Below are 18,188 nucleotides of genomic sequence, written 5' to 3' on the forward strand. Positions count from 1 at the left end.
TCCTGGGTGGTCGGGCGCGCGTCGGCACGTCGGCCTACCGCAGGAGGCCGGCCGCCAGGGCCGTCGGCGCGGTCGGGGCGAGCGGCAGCCGCTGCAGCAGCACGGCGTGCACGGAGTGGTACAGGTCGGGCCGGCCGGGCCAGACGGTGCCCGCCGGGCGGTTCTGGGTGTCGAGCTCGTGGATCCACGAGCCCTGCGGCGTGACGACGTGCTCCGAGGCGTAATCCCACCACGTGCGGTACCAGTCCTCGTAGCGCCGCTCCCCCGTCACGGCGCCGAGGGCGGCGGCCGCGCCGACGGCCTCCGCCAGCACCCAGTGCATGCGCTGGCGCACGACGGGGCGGCCCTCCCAGTCCGTCGTGTAGACGAACCCGTCCTCCCCGTCCGCGGCCCAGCCGTCGGCGACCGCGCGCTCGAACAGGCCCTGCGCGCCCTCGAGCAGCCCGGCCGGCGCCTCGTCCCCCAGGGCCGCGCGCACGTGCAGCGCCAGCCGGGCCCACTCCAGGCCGTGCCCGACCGTCGCGCCGTAGGGCTCGAAGGGGTGGTCCGGCTCGTCGCGGTGGTGCTCCATCTGCGGCTGCCACTCGGCGTCGAAGTGCTCGGGGATGCGCCAGTCGTTGCCGGCGGCCCAGCCGAGCACCGTGGCGGCGATGCGGCCCGCACGCCGCCGCCAGCGCTCCTCGCCCGTGGCGTCGGCGGCCGCCAGCAGCGCCTCGACGCTGTGCATGTTCGCGTTCACGCCCCGGTAGACCGAGACCTGCGACCAGTCGGCGGAGACCGCGTCCAGGTGCAGGCCTGGGCCGTCCTCCCAGAACCGCGTGTCGAGGACCTCGAGGGCGTCGTCGAGCAGGTCCCGGGCCCCGGGGAGGCCGGCGACCGACCCCGTCGCCGACGCGAAGACGACGAAGGCGTGCGCGTAGGCGGCCTTCGTCGTGTCCCGCTCGTCCCCGGGGCCGACGGAGGCGTACCAGCCGCCGTGCTCCGCGTCGTGCAGCGGGCCGCGCAGCCCCGCGAGGGCGTGCGCCGCGAGGGCCCGGGTCCCGGGCAGCCCCGCCAGGTGCCCGAGCCCGTAGACGTGCGCCATCCGCGCGGTGACCCACGTGTGGACGGGCCGCGAGAGGTCGGGCCGGCCCTCGTCGTCGAGGTAGTGCGCGCCACCGCCGACGGCGGGGAACCCGCGGCCGGAGCGCAGCTGGTCGGCCAGCGCACCGGCGAGCCAGGCCCGGTGGTCGGGCAGGTCGACCCACCGCACGACCGTGTCGTCCTGCCGCACCGGCACCGCCTGCTGCATGGTCCCTCCCGGGGACTCGTCGTCGAGCCTCTGCCCGGACCCGTCACCCGGACGGTGCCCGTCCTCATCATGCCGGACGCGGCGGCCCCAGCAGCACGCCCGTGCAGCGTCGTCGAGGCGACCGTGCCGCGTCCGTGCCGCGTCCGTGCCGCGTCCGTGCCGCGTCCGTGCCGCGTCCGTGCCGCGTCCGTGCCGCACGCCCGTCCGCACGGCCCGAGGGGGCAGGATGGGCGCCCGTGACAGGCGCCGAGGACGTGGTCGTGGACTGCGGGCTGTACGAGGCGGGTCGGCGCGTGCCCGGGCACCTGCCACTGGCGGCGGCGGGCACCGCGCCGGTGTCGCCCGACGGGTTCGTGTGGGTGGCGCTCCAGTCGCCCGCCAGCGGGGACCTCGACGAGGTCGCGCGCACCTTCGGCCTGCCCGCGCTCGCGGTCGAGGACGCCGTGCACGCGCACCAGCGCCCCAAGCTCGAGGTGTACGGCGAGGACGCGTTCGTCGTCCTCAAGCCCGTGCGCTACGTCGACCACGAGGAGGTCGTGGACGTCGGCGAGCTAGCCCTCTTCCTCACCGCGCACGCGGTCGTGACCGTGCGGCACGGCGCCTTCGTCGCCGACGCCATGACGCAGGTCCGGGCCGAGCTGGACGCGCGGGGCACCGGGGGCGACGACGGCGGCGGCGACGACGACGACCTGCCCCTCTTCGGTCCCGCGACGGTGCTGTACCGCGTGGCGGACCGCATCGTCGACGGGTACGAGGACGTGGTGGCGGCGCTCGAGGTCGACGTCGACGAGATCGAGGAGGCCGTCTTCGGCCCCGACGGCGAGGACCGGTCGGCCCGCATCTACGCTCTGAAGAAGGAGGTCGCCGAGTTCCGGCGGGCGGTCCTGCCGCTCGTCCGGCCCCTGGAGCGGCTGGCGGACGCCGAGGTCCCGCACGTGCCGGACGCCGCGCGGCCGTGGTTCCGGGACGTGCACGACCACCTGCTGCGGGCGGTCGAGGCGCTGGAGGTCGTCGACCGGCAGCTCACCGACGTCCTGCAGGCGAACAGCGCGCGCGTCAGCAGCCGGCAGAGCCGCGTGGCCCTGCGGCAGAACGAGGACATGCGCAAGATCTCGGCCTGGGCGGCCATCGCGCTCGTGCCCACGGCCATCGCGGGGATCTACGGCATGAACTTCGAGCACATGCCGGAGCTGACGTGGCGCTACGGGTACCCCGCGGTGCTCCTCGTCATCCTCGGCGCGTGCCTGTTCCTGCACCGCGCCTTCCGCCGCAACGGGTGGCTGTGAGGCCGGCTGTGAGGCCGGCGACGAGGGCCGGTGGCGCGGTCAGCAGCACGGCACTCACGAGCACGGCACTCAGGAGCACCGCACTCACGAGCACCGCACTCACGACCGCGCTGGCCGGCGGGCTCGTGGCCGTCCTGGCCGCGTGCACGCCGGGGGCGGGCCCGACGAGCGCCGCGGTCGGGGGCGGCGGCGGCGGCGCCGGGCCGGGCGCGGGCGCGTCCGCGTTCGCGTCGCCCTCCGCGTCGCCGGTCGCGCCGGTCCCCCGCCCCTCCGCCACGCCGACCTCCCCCGCTGCGGCGACCGCAGCCGCCGTCGCCACGCCCCGCCCGCCGGCCGGGACGGCCGTCGTCGCGCCCGACGACGCCGTCGCCGCCGCGGTGGCGACGAGCGCCGCGCTGTTCGCGACCGCCCCGGTGGTCGTGCTCGCGCCCGTCGAGGACCTCCGCGCCCAGGTGCGGGCGGCGCGCGCCGCCGTGGCGCTGGGGGTGCCGCTGCTGCTCACGGCGGGGGCCGCCGCGGGACCGGTCGTCGCCGCGGAGGTGGACCGTCTCGGCGCCCGCGTGGTGCTGCGCGTCGGCGCCGCACCGGCCGTGCCTGACGCGCCCGACGCGCCCGACGTGCGCGACGTCGTGGCGCCCGCGGACGACGCGGCGCTGGCGGACCTGCTCGGGCGGGCGCTGCCGGCGGTGGCCGACGGGGTGGCCGGCGACGGCTCGCCGGCGGCCGTGCTGGCCGTCACGGACGCCGTCGCGGCGGCGTCCCCGGCGGGGACGGCACCGGCACCGGCACCGGCACCGGCACCGGCACCAGCACCGTCACCAGCACCCGTACCGGGCGCGGGCGCCGGGCCCGCGCGCGACGCCGCGGAGGCCCTGCTGCGCCGGACCCGGCCCGGCCCGCCGGCGGGTACCGGGCTCGTCGTCGTCGACGGCGGGACGCCCTCGCCCGCCGCGGCGGCGTCCGCCCGCGCCGCCGGTCTGCCCGTGGCCGTCGTCGCGGGAGCCGACATGGCCGCCGCGGACGCCGTCGTCCGCGTGGCGGCCTCCGCGGGCGCACCGCTGGCGCCCGACGCGCCCGTCCTGGCGGTCGGGGCCTTCGCCGATCCCGGCACCCTCGCGTGGCAGGTCCGCGCGGCGTCGACCGGGGTGCAGCTGCCCGGCGGCGGGCAGCGCGTCCTGCCGGGCCGGCACCTCGTCGCCCTGTACGGCACGCCCGGGGCGCCCGCGCTGGGGCTCCTCGGCGAGCAGGGCCTCGAGGCGACGCTGCAGCGGGCCCGCGAGGTCGCGGCGCCCTACGACGCGCTGACCGACGCGCCCGTCGTGCCCACGCTCGAGATCATCGCGACGGTGGCGTCCGCCGGACCGGGGGACGGCGACTACTCCTCCGAGCTCGATCCCGCCGCGCTCGCGCCCTGGGTCGACGCGGCCGGTGCCGCCGGCGCCTACGTCCTGCTCGACCTGCAGCCCGGCCGCGACGACTTCCTCACCCAGGCCCGCGCCTACGAGGACCTGCTGCGCCGGCCGTGGGTCGGGCTCGCGCTCGACCCGGAGTGGCGGCTGGCGCCCGACGAGCTGCCGCTGCAGCAGATCGGGTCGGTCGGCGTCGACGAGGTCGAGGCGGTGCGCGCCTGGCTGGTCGACCTCGTGCGGCGGGAGGCGCTGCCGCAGAAGCTGCTGGTGCTGCACCAGTTCCGCGCGAGCATGGTGCAGGGCCGCGAGCGGCTGACCACGACGCGTCCGGAGGTCGCCGTCCTGGTCCACGTGGACGGGCAGGGCAGCCAGCCGGCCAAGGCCGGCACGTGGGCGGCCCTGCGGCGGGACGCCCCGCCCGGCCTGCTGTGGGGCTGGAAGAACTTCCTCGACGAGGACACGCCCGTGCTGACCCCGGAGCAGACCTGGGCGGTGCAGCCGACGCCCGACCTCGTCACCTACCAGTAGCGTCCCCAGCGCACGGCGTCCGGCCCGACGAGGTCGGCGGGCGTGTCGGCGTCGCGGCCGTCGTGCAGGTCGGCGCACGGCACGACCACGGCCCCGGGCCCGGCGAGCAGGTCGCGCGCGCCGCCGCCACGGGCGAGCGCCGGCCAGTGGTCGCGGCCGAGCACCACCGGGTGGCCGGGCCGCCCGGCGTAGGTGGCCCGGGCCAGCGCGGCCGGGCCCCGGGCGGCGCCCAGCACGCGGGCGACGACGTCGGGGGTCGTGGGCGCGTCGACGAGCACGACGACGGCGACGTCGGGGCGGGGCGTGCCGCGGCGGTCCGGGTACCGCTCGACGAGGTCCGCGACGCCGGCGGCCAGGGACGCCTGCGGCCCGCGCTCCCACCCGGACGCCCGCACCACCGCGACGTCCGAGGGGACGAGCCGGGCGACCTCGTCCCCGTGGGCGCCGACGACGACGAGGACCTCGGCGCACCCGGCCGCCCGGAGCACCGCGCAGGCGGCGACGACCCACGGCGTCCCGTCGGTGGTGCGCAGCGCGCCCTTGGGGCCGCCCATGCGGGTGCCGTCCCCCGCGGCGAGCACGAGGCCGACAGGGACGGGTGCGGCCACGCGCGTGCCCGCCCCGCTCACGTCGCACCCCCGGCAGTTACAGTGCGCCGGTGCCCGAGCCCGCCGCCGTGACCCCCCGCGCGCCCGCTCCCGTGCGCCCGCGCACCGCCGCCGTCGTCGTCGCCTCCGACCGCCGCGCGCGCGGCGAGGGGGTCGACCGGTCCGGCGTCGTGCTGGTCGAGGGCCTGCGCGACGCGGGGTGGTCGTGCGGGGACGCCGTCGTCGTGCCCGACGGCGTCGAGAGCGTGCGCGCGGCGGTGCGCGACGCCGCGGACGCCGGCGCGGCCGTGGTGCTCACCAGCGGCGGGACGGGGGTGGGACCGCGCGACCTCACGCCCGAGGCGACCGCCCCCCTGCTCGCCCGGGAGCTGCCCGGCGTGGCCGAGGCCCTCCGGCGTGCCGGGGCCGCGCACGTGCCGACCGCGATCCTCTCGCGCGGGCTGGCGGGCGTGACGGCCGGCGGGGTCGTCGTCGTCAACCTGCCGGGGAGCCCCGGGGGCGCTCGCGACGGCCTGGCGGTGCTCCTGCCCGTCCTCGACCACCTCACCGCCCAGCTCGCCGGAGGCGACCATGACGACTCCCCCGCCCCGCCCACCGGTGCCGACCAGCACGGAGGGCACGCAGCGCACGACCGGCACGACCGGCACCACGGCACGCACGGCAGCGGCGGCGGCGCTCACCCCTGAGCCGCTCGACGCCGCCGCCCACCTGGCGATGGTCGCCGACCCGGCGGCCGGCGCGGTCACGCTGTTCGTCGGCACGGTGCGCGACCACGACCCCGCCGTCACGGGCGAGGTGGTGGCGCTCGAGTACTCGGCCCACCCCGACGCGGGTGCCGTGCTGCGCCGGCTCGCGGACGCCACGGCCGCCCACCCGGACGTGCTCGGCGTCGCGGTGAGCCACCGGGTCGGTCGCCTCGCCGTCGGGCAGCCGGCCATCGCCTGCGCGGTCGCGACGGCGCACCGCGCCCCGGCGTTCGACCACTGCCGCGCGCTCGTCGAGGCCGTCAAGGCCGAGCTGCCCGTGTGGAAGAAGGAGGTCCTGGCCGACGGTTCCCACACGTGGGTGGGCTCGGCCTGAGCGCGGTCACCCGCCGGCGAAGGGCGGCAGCACGTCCACGGTGGCCCCGGGCGGGACGGCGGAGCCGTCGTCGAGGCGGTGCCCGTCGGCCAGGAGCGAGCAGCGCGTCAGCACCCGCCGCAGGTCGGCGCCGTGCCGGCCGGCCAGGTCCGCGCGCAGGTCCGCCGCGGTCGCGGACGCCTCGAGGCGCTCCTCGTCCCGGCCCGCCGCCTCGGCCGCCGCCGCGAAGTACCGCACGGTGATCACGCGGCACCCCCCGCGACGACGGCCTCCGCGGCCGACGCCGCGTCGCCCCGCCGCCAGTCCCCGGACCGTCCCCCGGACTTGCCCTCGACGCGCAGGTCCGTGATCTCCGTCAGCCGGTCCAGGCCCTTGACCATGTCGACCACGGCCAGCGCGGCGACGGCGGCCGCCGTGAGCGCCTCCATCTCCACGCCGGTGCGGTCGGCCGTCCGCACCGAGGTCCGCACGACGACGCCCTCGTCGTCCACCTCGAGGTCGACGGTGACGCCGTGCACGCCGATGACGTGCGCCAGCGGGAGCAGGTCGGGCGTGCGCTTGGCGGCCGCGATGCCGGCGATGCGGGCGACCGCCAGCACGTCGCCCTTCGGCGCGGTGCCCGACCGCAGCGTCCCGACCACCGCCGGCGAGCACCGCACGCGCGCCGAGGCGGACGCCTCGCGGACGGTCGGCGTCTTGCCGGTCACGTCGACCATCCGGGCGTGCCCGGCGGCGTCGAGGTGGGTCAGCCCGTGGTCGGGCGGGCCCTGGTCGCTCATGCGGTCCTCCTGCGGGGGGCGTCGTCGGTGGTGGGCGCGATGGTGGGCGCGGTGCCGGTCGGGGACGCGGCGTCGGTCGTAGGTGCGGGGCCGGTGCCCCGGACGACCTCGCCGCCGGCGCGGACCCAGGCCTGCACGCCCCCCGCCAGCGACCGCACGGTTCCGCGGCGGCCCGTGGCCAGCAGGTGGGCGACGGCCCGGGCGGAGCGGACACCGGCCGCGCAGTGCACGACGAGCGGGGCGTCGTCCTCGACCCCGGGCACGCGCCCGTCGCCCTGCGCGAGCAGCGCGGCCAGCGGCACGTGCACCGAGGCGGGCAGGCGCACCAGCGCCCGCTCGCCGTGCTCCCGCACGTCGACGACGACGGGCGCGCGCGTCCCGGCGGGGACGGCCGCCAGCTCGGCGACGAGCGCGGCGGCCGCGACCACGGGCACGTCGTCCTCGCGCGCGCCGGACGGGCACGGCGCGTCCTCGGGGACGGCACCGGAGAGCCGGCCGACGAGCGGCACCGCCCGCCAGCGCAGGCGGGCGGCGTCGAGCACGGCGACGCGGCCGAGCAGGGGCTCGCCCGTCCCGGTGAGGAGCTGGACGGCCTGCAGCGCCATGAGGCTCCCGACGACGCCGCACAGGGCGCCGAGCACCCCCGCCTCGGCGCACGAGGGCACCTCGCCCGGCGCCGGCGGCACCGGGAACAGGTCGCGCAGCTGCACCGGCACCACGCCGCTGCCCGCGGGCGGCCGCCCCCAGAACACCGACACCTGCGCGTCGGTCCGCAGCACGGACCCCCAGACCTCCGGCAGACCGCGGCGCGCGCACGCGTCGGCGACCGCGTACCGGGACCCGAACGTGTCCGTGCCGTCGACCACGAGGTCGTAGCCGTCGAGCAGGCCGGCCGTGCTCGCGTCCAGCCGGACGGGGTGCTCGACGACGCGGGTGCGGCTGCTCAGCCGCCGCACCGCGTCCGCCGCGCTGGCCACCTTCGGCCGCCCGACGTCCGCCTCGCCGTGGACCACCTGCCGCTGCAGGTTCGAGCTGTCCACGACGTCGTCGTCGACGACGCCGAGGGTGCCGACGCCGGCCGCCGCGAGGTACTGCAGCACGGGTGCGCCCAGCCCCCCGGCACCGACGACGCACACGCGCGCGGCGCGCAGTCGGCGCTGCCCGACCTCGCCGAGGTCCGGCAGCAGCAGGTGGCGCGACCAGCGCTCGGCCTCCTCGGCGTCGAGCGGCGGCCCGGGCGCGACGAGCGGGGCGAGCGGCACGTCGCCATTGTGCGCCACGGCTCGCGCCTGGCGTCCGGCGGTCCGGGCGCAGGCAGCCGGGTGCGGACGCGGATGCGGCTCGATCGCGTCTGTCGAGCCGCACGTGCTGCTGTACCGTCGCATCCGTGACGACGTTGCGCGTGCCGCAGGTGGCGGAGGTGCTCGGGGTCAGCACCGACACGGTCCGGCGCTGGGTCGACCGGGGGCTCCTGCCCGACCAGCACGACGCCGCCGGCCGGCGCGTCGTCGACGGCGCGGCCCTGGCGGCGGTGCTGCGCGCCCAGCGGCACCTGGACGCGGACGGCCGCTCGTCGGCCCGGAACCGGCTGCCGGGCATCGTCACGGACGTCGTGCGCGACGGCGTCATGGCCCAGGTGGAGCTCCAGGCGGGCCCGTTCCGGCTCGTCTCGCTCATGTCCCGGGAGGCCGCCGACGAGCTCGGGCTCGCCCCCGGCGTCCTCGCGGAGGCCGTGGTCAAGGCGACCGTCGTCGTCGTGGAGCGTGCGGGGGCGGGCGCGTGAGCCCGCACGACCCGGGACGGCGGCGGCACGACCGGGTGGTGGCCGCACCCGTCCTCGCCGTCCGCGCGGCCGCGGCCGTCGCGGTGGCCGGGCTGGCGGCCTGCGCGGGCGCCGGGGACGCGGCGGCCCCCGCCGGCGACCCCGTCGCGGCACCGGCCTCCCCCGAGCTCGCGGGGACCGTGACGGTGCTGGCCGCCGCCTCGCTGACGGACGCGATGGCGGAGCTGGAGACGGCCTTCGAGTCGCGGCACCCCTCGGTGGACGTCGTGGTCAGCCTCGCCGGCAGCTCCGCCCTCGCCGCCCAGGTCCTCGCCGGCGCCCCTGCGGACGTGCTCGTCACCGCGTCGACGGCGACGATGCAGCCCGTCGTCGACGCAGAACTCGTCGAGGACCTGCCGGTCGTGCTCGCGTCGAACACCCTCGAGATCGCCGTCCCCCCCGACGACCCCGGGGCCGTCACGGGCCTGGCCGACCTCGCCGACCCGGGGCGCACCGTCGCGCTGTGCGCGCCGGAGGTGCCGTGCGGGGCGGCCTCGGCGGAGCTGTTCGCCCTCGTGGGGCTGGTGCCGGCACCCGACACGCTGGAGAACGACGTCCGGGCGGCGCTGACGAAGGTGCGGCTGGGCGAGGTCGACGCCGCGCTCGTCTACCGCACGGACGTCATCGCCGCCGGCGACGAGGTCCGCGGCGTGCCCGTCCCCGAGGCGGCGCAGGTCGTCACCGAGTACCCCGCCGCCGTGCTCGCCGACGCGCCGTCGCCGGCGGCGGCCCGGGCCTTCCTGGACCGGCTCACCTCGGCCGACGGGCAGGACGTCCTGCGCGACGGCGGGTTCCTCGTCGCCGACGCCGCGACGTCGTGAGCCCGCGCGGGCGCGTCGTCCGGGGTGGCCGCGCCGGCGGCGGCGAGGTCGGCGGCGGGATCGGCGGTGAGGTCGGCGCCCCGCGGTCGGCGCGCGTCGTCGCCGGCGTGCCCGCGGGCGTCGGGGTGGCGCTGCTGGTGCTGCCGCTCCTGGCCCTCGTGGTGCGCACGCCGTGGGCCCGCGCGCCCGAGGTCCTGGCCGACGCGGCCGTCGGGCAGGCGCTGCGGCTGTCGCTCGGCTGCGCCGCCGCGGCGACGGGGCTGTGCCTGCTCGTCGGGCTCCCGCTCGCGTGGCTGCTCGCGCGCGCCCGCGGCGGTGCGGCCGCGACCGTGCGCGCGCTGGTGAGCGTGCCCCTCGTGCTGCCCCCCGTCGTCGGGGGCGTGGCCCTGCTCATGCTGCTGGGCCGGCGGGGGCTGCTCGGCCGCCCGCTGGACCTGGCCTTCGGCGTGACCGTGCCCTTCACGACGGCCGCCGTCGTGCTGGCGCAGGCCTTCGTGGCGCTGCCCTTCCTCGTCGTCGCCGTCGAGGGCGCGCTGCGCGCCGCGGACCGCCGCCACGAGGAGGTGGCCGCCACCCTGGGGGCGTCGCCCGGGGTCGTCGCCCGCCGCGTGACGCTGCCGCTGGTCGCGCCGGGCGTGCTGTCGGGGACGGTCCTGTGCCTGGCCCGGGCGCTCGGCGAGTTCGGCGCGACCATCACCTTCGCCGGCAGCCTGCCCGGCGTCACGCGCACCCTGCCGCTCGGGGTCTACCTCGCGCTGGAGTCCGACCCGGACGCGGCCCTCGTGCTGTCGGTGCTGCTGCTCGTCGTGTCCCTCGCCGTGCTGCTCGTGCTGCGGCACCGGTGGCTGCGGTGATGGCGGCCCCGACGCCGGTCACGACGCCGGACCCACCGGCTCCCGACGGCGGCCTGGACGCCGCCGTCCGCGTGCGGCGCGGCGACCTCGTCCTCGACGCCGCGCTGACGGCACGCCCGGGGCAGGTGGTCGCGGTGCTCGGGCCGAACGGGGCCGGCAAGACCACGCTCCTGCGGGCGCTCGCCGGACTCGTGCCGCTGGTCGCCGGCCGCGTCGTCGTCGGCGGGCAGGTGCTCGACGACGTCGACGCCGGCGTCCGCGTCCCGGCGTACCGGCGCGGCGTCGGCCTGCTCCCACAGGACCACCTCCTGCTCCCCCACCTCGACGCGCGGGACAACGTCGCGTTCGGGCCGCGCGCGCAGGGTCTGCCGCGTCGCCGCGCCCGGGAGGTCGCGGACCGGTGGCTCGCGGCCGTCGGCGCCGCGCACCTCGCCGCCGCGCGGCCGCGGGCCCTGTCGGGCGGGCAGGCGCAGCGCGTGGCGCTGGCCCGCGCCCTGGCGGTGCGGCCGGCGCTCCTCCTGCTCGACGAGCCGACCGCCGCGCTCGACGCGCTCGCCCGGCTCGAGGTCCGGTCGCTGCTCCGCGAGCACCTGCCGCGGGCCGACGGCACCGGCGTCCTCGTCACGCACGACGTGCTCGACGCCCTCGCGCTCGCCGACCACCTGGTCGTGCTCGAGACCGGGCGCGTGGTGCAGGAGGGCCCGCCCGCCGCCGTCGTCGCCGCGCCGCGCACGCCGTTCGTCGCCGGGCTGGTCGGCCTCAACCTGTGGGAGGGGACGGTCCACGGGGTGCGCGTGCGGCTGGACGGCGGCGGCGAGCTCGTCACGGCCGTCGCTCCCGCCCGGCCCGGACCCGTCCTCGTCACCGTGCGCCCCGGTGCGGTGCGGGTGGCGAGGGCACCGGTGGGGACGGCGGACGACGCGGGGACGGGTCCGGCCGACGGGTGGCCCGCCCGGCTCGTGGGGCTCGAGCACCAGGGCCAGGCCGTGCGGCTGCGCCTGCAGCCGACCGGCCGTGCCGGGGCAGCGCTGCTCGCCGACGTCGAGCCCGACCGGGTCGCCGCCCTGAGCGTGGGCGCACCGGAGCTGTGGGTGCAGGTGCCGCCCCAGGAGGTGGTGCTGCAGCCGCGGTAGGTCGGCCAGGATGGCGCCGTGCCCCGACGACGACAGGACGCCCGGACCGCCGCAGAGGCGGACGCAGCTAAGCACCGGGCGGACGAGCACGACGCGGACGGGCACGACGCCACCGGGCACGACGCGGCCGAGCAGGACGCGACCGAGCAGGACGCGACCGAGCAGGACGCCGCCGAGCAGGACGGCGAGCCGGACGCCGTCGCGCACGCCGCCGCCGACCTCTACGTCGCACCACCGGAGGAGTTCGTCCGCCGGCGGGACGCCGCGGCCCGCCTCGCGCGCAGCACCGGGGACCGCGAGGCGGCCGCGGGCATCGCCGCCCTGCGACGGCCGACCGTGTCGGCGTGGCTCGTCAACCTGCTCATGGTGGACAGCCCGCTGCTGGCCGGGCAGGTGCGCGACCTCGGCACGGGGCTGCGGGAGGCCGCCGCGCACCTCGACGGGCCGGGGCTGCGCGACCTGGACCGGCAGCGCCGCCAGCTCGTCGCGGCGCTGGTCCAGCGGGCGCGCGACGTGGCGCGTGCCGAGGGCCACCGCATCACCGACGCCGTGGCGCTCGAGGTGGAGACGACGCTCTCCGCGGCCCTGACCGACCCGTCGGTCGCCGCCGAGGTGACGTCCGGGCGACTGACGGGTCCCCGCACGCACGTCGGCTTCGGGCTGCCCGACGAGGCCGGCACGTCCCCGCCTCCGTCCGCACCGCCGGCGCGCGTGCCGACCGCCTCGGACGGCCGCCGGCGTCGCGCAGCCGAGCAGGACGCGGAACGGACGCGCCGCCGCGAACGGGCCGAGGCTGCGCGGGAGGCCGCCCGGACCGCGCTCGCGACGGCCCGGGAGGCGGCCGACGTCGCCGTGCGGCAGGCCGACGACGCCCGGCGGGCGCAGGACGAGGCCGACCGGCACGCCGCGGATGCCCGCGACGCGGAGGCGGCGCTGGAGGAGCGGCTGGCGGACCTCGAGCGGCAGCTCGACGCTCAACGGCGGACGACGCAGGCCGCGGCGGCGGCGGCGAGGTCGGCCGCGGAGGCCGCCGCTGCCACCCGGACGGACCGCGAGCGGACGGCGGAGGAGGTGGAGGACGCGGAGCGGCTGCTGGCCGAGGCCGAGGCCGAGGCCGAGGTGCAACGGGAGTCGCGCACCTGACCCGCTCTTCAGTCCTCGACCACCAGCACCCGCAGGTCGCGCGGCCCGTGCACGCCCTCGACGCGGACGAGCTCGATGTCGCTCGTCGCGCTGGGGCCCGAGATCCACGTCATCGGCCGCTCCGGGTGCGTCGCGAGCAGCGCCACGGCCTCCGGCACCGAGCCCACGACCTGGTCCGCGCGGACGACGCACACGTGCCGGTCCGGCAGCAGGGTCAGGACGCGCCGGCCCTGGTCCCCCTCCCCGTCGAGCACGATCGTCCCGGTCTCGGCGACGGCCACGCGGCACGCGGTGACGACCGCCGCGGTCGCGTCGAGCGCGGCGTGGGACAACGGCGCCACGGACGCGCCGGGCACGGCCATCGGATCCCCTGTCGCATCGCCGGTCGCGTCACCGGTCGGGTCCCCCACCGGCGCGACGCCGTCGACGAGCACCTCGCCGACCGCCTCCCGCGCGGCCGCGACCCACGCGGGGTCCAGGCCCGGCGGCACGACCACGCGCGGCACCCCCTCGAGCTGGGCGGCGACCGCTGCGGCCAGCCCGGCGGTGGAGGTGCGCACGACGGTCGCGCGGTAGTCGACGAGCCGGTCGACGAGGAGCTCGACCGCCTCCGGGGACCCCGTCGCGACGTCCCCGTGCCGCCGGTAGTCGCGGGGCACCGTCGGGACGGGCGCCGCGCTGCGGCCCGGTGCCGGGGCGAGCGCCCGACGCACGCGTGCCAGCATTTCCGTCCGGGCGCTCACGGCTGCTCCTCCCCGTCCGCGCGGGTGCCACCGGTCCCGCCGGTCCCCTGCCGGTCGGCCACCTGCCCGCCGGCGCGCTGCCCGCCGGCGGCCCCCGGCTCGGGGCGCTGCTCGAACCAGTCGCGGAACGTCTGCCGGGGCAGCACCGGCAGGTCGCGGCTCGACGTCCACAGGCTGCCGGGGAACGGCAGGCGCCGGACCCGGCGCGGCAGCAGCCGCCGGGCCAGGGGCACCGCCCGCCCGGCCCAGCGGAAGACCGTCCCCGACCGCATCGACAGGGCGGCCAGCCCGAGTCCGACCGACCACCCCGTCGGGCGCGCGCGCCGGCCCTGGGGGTGCTGCGCCTGGTCGCGCAGGTGCACGAGCGCGGTCGGGATGTCGATCTTCACCGGGCACGCGTCGTAGCAGGCGCCGCACAGGCTGCTGGCGAACGGGAGCGTCGCCGCCGGGTCGTGCGGGTCGAGGCCGCCCTCCGCGCCGACGCCGAGGAGCTGTGGTGTGAGGATCGCGCCGATCGGACCGGGGTAGACCGAGCCGTAGGCGTGCCCGCCCGTGCGCTCGTACACGGGGCAGACGTTGAGGCAGGCCGAGCAGCGGATGCAGTGGAGGGCTGTCCGGCCGATCTCGTCGGCCAGGGCGCGCGTGCGGCCGTTGTCGACGAGGACGAGGTGGAACTCCTGCGGCCCGTCCCCCGGCGTCACCCCCGTCCAGAAGGTCGTGTACGGGTTCATCCGCTCCCCCGTCGACGACCGCGGCAGGAGCTGCATGAACACCTCGAGGTCGGTGAACGTGGGCAGCACCTTCTCGATGCCCATCACCGTGATGAGGACCCGCGGCAGCGTCAGGCACATGCGCCCGTTGCCCTCGGACTCGACCACCGCGACCGTGCCCGTGTCGGCGACGGCGAGGTTGGCACCGGAGATGGCGACGTCGGCGCGCAGGAAGCGGGCGCGCAGGTGGGCCCGGGCCGCCGCCGCGAGGTCGGCCGGTTCCGAGGTGAGGCCGGCCGGTGCGTCGCCCATCGACCCCGTGAAGATGTCCCGGATCTGGTCCCGGTTGCGGTGGATGGCCGGCACGAGGATGTGGGAGGGCATGTCCCCCGCGAGCTGGACGATGAGCTCGGCAAGGTCGGTCTCGGTGGCCTCGATCCCGGCGGCGGCCAGGTGCTCGTTGAGGCCGATCTCCTGCGTGGCCATCGACTTCACCTTCACGACCTCGTGGGCGTCGGCCGCGCGGACCAGGTCGGTGACGATGCGGTTGGCCTCCGCGGCGTCCCGCGCCCAGTGCACGACCCCGCCCCGGGCCGTCACGCTCGCCTCCAGCTGCTCGAGCAGGTCGGGCAGCGTCGCCATGACCTGCTGCTTCACACCGGACCCGGCGGCGCGCAGGTCTTCCCAGTCCGACAGCTCGGCGGTGACGGCCAGGCGCTTGTCACGGATGGTGTGCGTCGCGCGCCGCAGGTTCGCGCGCAGCTGACCGTCCTGCAGCGTCTCGTGGGCCGCGTCGGGGAACGTCGGCCCCCAGCGCAGCGGGTCCGCCGGGTCGGCCGCCGGCAGCGGCCGGACGGTCGGCATCCCGAGGTGGACGCTCATGCCCCGACCTCCGCCCGCCCCGCCGACCGCCCCGCACCACGCCCCGCGGCCCGCCCGACGTGCGCGACCTCGGGCTCGGGCCGCCACGGGTGCTCACGCGTCGCGGCGAGGATCTCCGCCAGGTGCAGCGACCGCACCCCCGAGCCGCCCCGGTCCAGCGCGCCGGAGATGTTCATGAGGCAGGACCAGTCCCCCGCCGTGAGGTACGGGGCGCCGGTCGACACCACGTTCGCGCACTTGTCCGCCACCATCGCGGCCGACGTCTCGGAGTTCTTCAGCGAGAAGGTGCCGCCGAACCCGCAGCACTGGTCCGCCTCGGGCAGGTCCACGAGCTCGAGGCCGGCCACGGCGCGCAGGAGCCGGGTGGGCCGGTCCCCCACCCGGAGCATCCGGAGGGAGTGGCAGGTGGGGTGGTAGGTCACGCGGTGCGGGAACCACGCGCCGACGTCGGTCACCCCGAGCACGTCGACCAGGAGCTCCGAGAGCTCGTACGTGCGGCCGGCGACCTGCTCGGCCCGCCGGGCCAGGCGCTCGTCGCCCGCCCGGCGGCACACCATGCCCTGCTGGTGACGCGTGGCCGCCACGCAGGACCCCGACGGGGCGACGACGGCGTCCCACTCCCCGTCGAGCACCGGTTCGAACGCGCGCACGTGGTTGCGGATGACCGGCAGCGCCTGCCCCTGGTAGCCCGAGTTCACGTGCATCTGCCCGCAGCACGCCTGCCCGGCGGGGACGTCGACCTCGTGGCCGAGGCGCTCGAGCACCCGGACGGTCGCCTGGGCGGCCTGCGGGAACAGCGCGTCCGACAGGCAGGTGGCGAAGATGGCGATGCGCACGTGCTCTTCCTATCCCAGAGGTCCGACACGACGACGCCGCCCCCCCCCGACCCGCTCACAGGCCGGGGGGCGGGTCGGGGCTCAGCGCAGGAACGCCGCCGCGACGCCGGAGTCGACCGGCACGTGCAGCCCCGTGGTCTGCACCAGGTCCGGCCCCGTCAGCGCGAAGACGGCGGCCGCCACGTGCTCTGGCAGCACCTCCTGCTTGAGCAGGGTGCGCTGCGCGTAGTACGTGCCCAGCTCCGTCTCCGGCACGCCGTACACGGCCGCTCGCTGCGCGCCCCACCCGCCCGCGAAGATGCCCGAACCGCGCACCACGCCGTCCGGGTTCACGCCGTTGACCCGGATGCCGTGCTCACCGAGCTCCGCCGCCAGGAGGCGCACCTGGTGGGCCTGGTCGGCCTTCGTCGCCGAGTAGGCGATGTTGTTGGGCCCTGCGAACAGCGAGTTCTTCGAGGCGATGTAGACGATGTCGCCACCCATGCCCTGGGCGATCATGGCGCGTGCGGCCTCGCGGGCGACGAGGAACGAGCCGCGCGCCATGACGTCGTGCTGGAGGTCCCAGTCCCTGACGGTCGTCTCCAGCAGCGGCTTCGAGATGGACAGCCCGGCGTTGTTGACGACGAGGTCCACACCCCCGAAGGCGAGCGCGGCCTCGCGCACCAGCGCGGCCACCGCCTCCTCGTCCGTCACGTCCGCGCGCACCGCGACGGCGACGTCGGGGCCGCCGAGCGCGTCGGCGACCTCCTGCGCGCCCTCGAGGTTGAGGTCCGCGATGACGACGCACGCGCCCTCCGCCGCGAGCCGCTCGGCGATGGCCTTGCCGATGCCCGACCCGGCGCCGGTGACGACGGCGATCCGCGTCGCCAGGGGCTTGGGCGCGGGCATGCGCCGCAGCTTGGCCTCCTCCAGCGCCCAGTACTCGATGCGGAACTTCTCCGCCTCGTCGATGGGGGCGTAGGTGCTGATCGCCTCGGCGCCGCGCATCACGTTGATCGCGTTGACGTAGAACTCGCCGGCCACGCGCGCCGTCTGCTTGTCCTTGCCGAACGAGAACATGCCCACGCCGGGGACGAGCACGATCGCCGGGTCCGCGCCGCGGATCGCCGGGCTGTCCGGCGTCGCGTGCCGGTCGTAGTAGGCCTGGTACTGCGCGCGGTACTCCGCGTGCAGCTCCTTCAGCCGGGCGACGACGTCGTCGAGCGGGGCGTCGGACGGCAGGTCGACGACGAGCGGCGAGACCTTCGTCCGCAGGAAGTGGTCGGGGCAGGACGTCCCGAGCGCGGCCAGGCGGCCCAGCGCCCCCCGCGACACGAAGTCCAGGACCACGTCGGAGTCCGTCAGGTGGCCCACCTGCGGGCGGTCCGTCGACGCCAGCCCGCGGACCACGGGCGCCAGGGCGGCGGCCCGCAGGCGGCGCTCGGCCTCGGGCAGCGCGGCGTAGCCCTCGCGCACCGGACCGAACGGGTGCGTGCCCTGCGCCTCGAGCGCGGCGGTGCGCTCGGCGACGTACTGCTCTGCGGTGCGGACGATCTCGAGCGAGCGCGCCTCGGCCTCCTCGGACGTGGCACCCCACGCGGTGATGCCGTGCCCGCCGAGGATGCAGCCGATCGCCTCGGGGTGCGCCGCGTGCACGGCGGCGATGTCCAGGCCGAGCTGGAAGCCGGGGCGGCGCCAGGGGACCCACACGACGCGGTCGCCGAAGACCTCCGCCGTCAGCTTCTCGCCGTCGGCGGCCGTCGCGAGGGCGATGCCGGCGTCCGGGTGGAGGTGGTCGACGTGCGCCGCGCGGACGAGGCCGTGCATCGCGGTGTCGATCGACGGGGCGGCACCGCCCTTGCCGTGCAGGCAGTAGTCGAACGCCGCCACCATCTCGTCCTCGCGGTCGACGCCGGGGTAGACGCCGACGAGCGCGCGCAGCCGGTCCAGGCGCAGCACCGCCAGGTTCTTCTCCGTCAGGGTGCCCAGGTCCCCGCCGGAGCCCTTGACCCACAGCAGCTCGACGGGCTCACCGGTCACCGGGTCCGTGTCGGTGCCCTTGGCGGACGTGTTCCCGCCCGCGTAGTTCGTGGTGCGCGGGTCGGCGCCCAGGCGGTTGGACCGGGCGATCAGGGCGGCGGCCTCGGGGTGCGTCATCGGCGGGTCTCCGTGAGGTGGGACGAGAGGGGCTGCGGTCGGCGCGCGGTCCGACGTCCGGCGCGGGCGCCCCGTCGGTCGACCCCGGGCACCGGCCCGGCGTTCCGCCGTGCCCTTCGCCCTTGAA

The 18,188-nt window shown here is 78.0% G+C and carries 18 protein-coding genes; 9 read left to right on the top strand and 9 right to left on the bottom strand.

Annotation, left to right across the window (positions count from 1 at the left end; genetic code table 11):
* Nucleotides 1–34 precede the first annotated feature (34 nt).
* The gene (locus AC2TDM_RS09385) at nt 35–1,291 is read right to left on the bottom strand and encodes an AGE family epimerase/isomerase (RefSeq protein WP_484634439.1); all 1,257 of its coding nucleotides are present in this window, start codon (nt 1,289–1,291) and stop codon (nt 35–37) included.
* 236 nt (nt 1,292–1,527) lie between these two features.
* Between AC2TDM_RS09385 and AC2TDM_RS09390 the strand changes: the two genes are divergently transcribed.
* Both AC2TDM_RS09390 and AC2TDM_RS09395 read left to right on the top strand, forming a co-directional pair.
* On the top strand, nt 1,528–2,577 hold the full coding sequence (locus AC2TDM_RS09390) for a magnesium and cobalt transport protein CorA (protein WP_484634440.1): 1,050 nt from the start codon (nt 1,528–1,530) through the stop codon (nt 2,575–2,577).
* A 125-nt stretch (nt 2,578–2,702) separates the two neighbouring features.
* Nucleotides 2,703–4,514 (top strand): hypothetical protein, encoded by a 1,812-nt coding sequence (locus AC2TDM_RS09395; RefSeq protein WP_484634441.1) that lies wholly within the window; start codon nt 2,703–2,705, stop codon nt 4,512–4,514.
* Here the strand turns inward: AC2TDM_RS09395 and AC2TDM_RS09400 are convergent.
* Nucleotides 4,505–5,143: a nucleotidyltransferase family protein gene (locus AC2TDM_RS09400; RefSeq protein WP_484634442.1), complete on the bottom strand. Its 639-nt coding sequence runs from the start codon at nt 5,141–5,143 to the stop codon at nt 4,505–4,507. The two genes, AC2TDM_RS09395 and AC2TDM_RS09400, sit on opposite strands and share 10 nt — an antisense overlap.
* Before the next feature lie 29 nt (nt 5,144–5,172).
* On the opposite strand from AC2TDM_RS09400, the gene AC2TDM_RS09405 reads away from it, so the two are divergent.
* Both AC2TDM_RS09405 and AC2TDM_RS09410 read left to right on the top strand, forming a co-directional pair.
* On the top strand, nt 5,173–5,808 hold the full coding sequence (locus AC2TDM_RS09405; protein ID WP_484634443.1) for a molybdenum cofactor synthesis domain-containing protein: 636 nt from the start codon (nt 5,173–5,175) through the stop codon (nt 5,806–5,808).
* 28 nt (nt 5,809–5,836) lie between these two features.
* Complete coding sequence (locus tag AC2TDM_RS09410; protein WP_484634444.1) at nt 5,837–6,202, top strand: molybdenum cofactor biosynthesis protein MoaE; 366 nt, start codon at nt 5,837–5,839, stop codon at nt 6,200–6,202.
* Between the two features lie 6 nt (nt 6,203–6,208).
* Here the strand turns inward: AC2TDM_RS09410 and AC2TDM_RS09415 are convergent, their stop codons facing one another.
* The 3 genes from AC2TDM_RS09415 to AC2TDM_RS09425 are packed head-to-tail and all read right to left on the bottom strand — an operon-like array spanning nt 6,209 to nt 8,243.
* The gene (locus AC2TDM_RS09415) at nt 6,209–6,448 is read right to left on the bottom strand and encodes a MoaD/ThiS family protein (RefSeq protein WP_484634445.1); all 240 of its coding nucleotides are present in this window, start codon (nt 6,446–6,448) and stop codon (nt 6,209–6,211) included.
* On the bottom strand, nt 6,445–6,981 hold the full coding sequence (moaC, locus tag AC2TDM_RS09420) for a cyclic pyranopterin monophosphate synthase MoaC (RefSeq protein ID WP_484634446.1): 537 nt from the start codon (nt 6,979–6,981) through the stop codon (nt 6,445–6,447). The genes AC2TDM_RS09415 and moaC overlap by 4 nt, the downstream gene beginning before the upstream one ends.
* Complete coding sequence (locus AC2TDM_RS09425; RefSeq protein ID WP_484634447.1) at nt 6,978–8,243, bottom strand: ThiF family adenylyltransferase; 1,266 nt, start codon at nt 8,241–8,243, stop codon at nt 6,978–6,980. Before AC2TDM_RS09425 ends, moaC begins: the two co-directional genes overlap by 4 nt.
* Nucleotides 8,244–8,368: 125 nt before the next feature.
* Here AC2TDM_RS09425 and AC2TDM_RS09430 point away from each other — a divergent pair, with 125 nt between their 5' ends.
* From AC2TDM_RS09430 to AC2TDM_RS09450, 5 genes are read left to right on the top strand one after another with little or no spacing between them, the layout of a single operon-like run.
* Nucleotides 8,369–8,764 (top strand): TOBE domain-containing protein, encoded by a 396-nt coding sequence (locus AC2TDM_RS09430; protein WP_090034362.1) that lies wholly within the window; start codon nt 8,369–8,371, stop codon nt 8,762–8,764.
* Between the two features lie 38 nt (nt 8,765–8,802).
* Nucleotides 8,803–9,624: a molybdate ABC transporter substrate-binding protein gene (gene modA / locus AC2TDM_RS09435; RefSeq protein ID WP_484634448.1), complete on the top strand. Its 822-nt coding sequence runs from the start codon at nt 8,803–8,805 to the stop codon at nt 9,622–9,624.
* Between the two features lie 59 nt (nt 9,625–9,683).
* The gene (locus AC2TDM_RS09440) at nt 9,684–10,478 is read left to right on the top strand and encodes an ABC transporter permease (RefSeq protein WP_175499583.1); all 795 of its coding nucleotides are present in this window, start codon (nt 9,684–9,686) and stop codon (nt 10,476–10,478) included.
* Nucleotides 10,478–11,611: an ABC transporter ATP-binding protein gene (locus tag AC2TDM_RS09445; RefSeq protein WP_484634449.1), complete on the top strand. Its 1,134-nt coding sequence runs from the start codon at nt 10,478–10,480 to the stop codon at nt 11,609–11,611. Before AC2TDM_RS09440 ends, AC2TDM_RS09445 begins: the two co-directional genes overlap by 1 nt.
* Nucleotides 11,612–11,629: 18 nt before the next feature.
* Nucleotides 11,630–12,754 carry a hypothetical protein gene (locus tag AC2TDM_RS09450; RefSeq protein ID WP_484634450.1) on the top strand — a complete coding sequence of 375 codons (1,125 nt, stop codon included), beginning with the start codon at nt 11,630–11,632 and terminating at the stop codon, nt 12,752–12,754.
* A gap of 8 nt (nt 12,755–12,762) precedes the next feature.
* Here the strand turns inward: AC2TDM_RS09450 and AC2TDM_RS09455 are convergent, their stop codons facing one another.
* From AC2TDM_RS09455 to AC2TDM_RS09470, 4 genes are all read right to left on the bottom strand, one after another.
* Entirely contained in the window at nt 12,763–13,467 is a 705-nt protein-coding gene (locus AC2TDM_RS09455) for a LutC/YkgG family protein (protein WP_484634451.1), read from the bottom strand.
* 26 nt (nt 13,468–13,493) lie between these two features.
* The gene (locus AC2TDM_RS09460) at nt 13,494–15,089 is read right to left on the bottom strand and encodes a lactate utilization protein B (RefSeq protein WP_484634452.1); all 1,596 of its coding nucleotides are present in this window, start codon (nt 15,087–15,089) and stop codon (nt 13,494–13,496) included.
* Nucleotides 15,086–15,925, bottom strand: a complete 840-nt coding sequence (locus tag AC2TDM_RS09465) for a (Fe-S)-binding protein (RefSeq protein WP_484634453.1) — start codon at nt 15,923–15,925, stop codon at nt 15,086–15,088. Before AC2TDM_RS09465 ends, AC2TDM_RS09460 begins: the two co-directional genes overlap by 4 nt.
* Nucleotides 15,926–16,006: 81 nt before the next feature.
* A complete protein-coding gene (locus AC2TDM_RS09470; RefSeq protein ID WP_484634454.1) occupies nt 16,007–18,061 on the bottom strand; it encodes a bifunctional aldolase/short-chain dehydrogenase in 2,055 nt (684 codons plus the stop codon).
* Between the last annotated feature and the right edge of the window lie 127 nt (nt 18,062–18,188).

It is taken from the genome of Cellulomonas sp. plas2 (assembly GCF_057221735.1).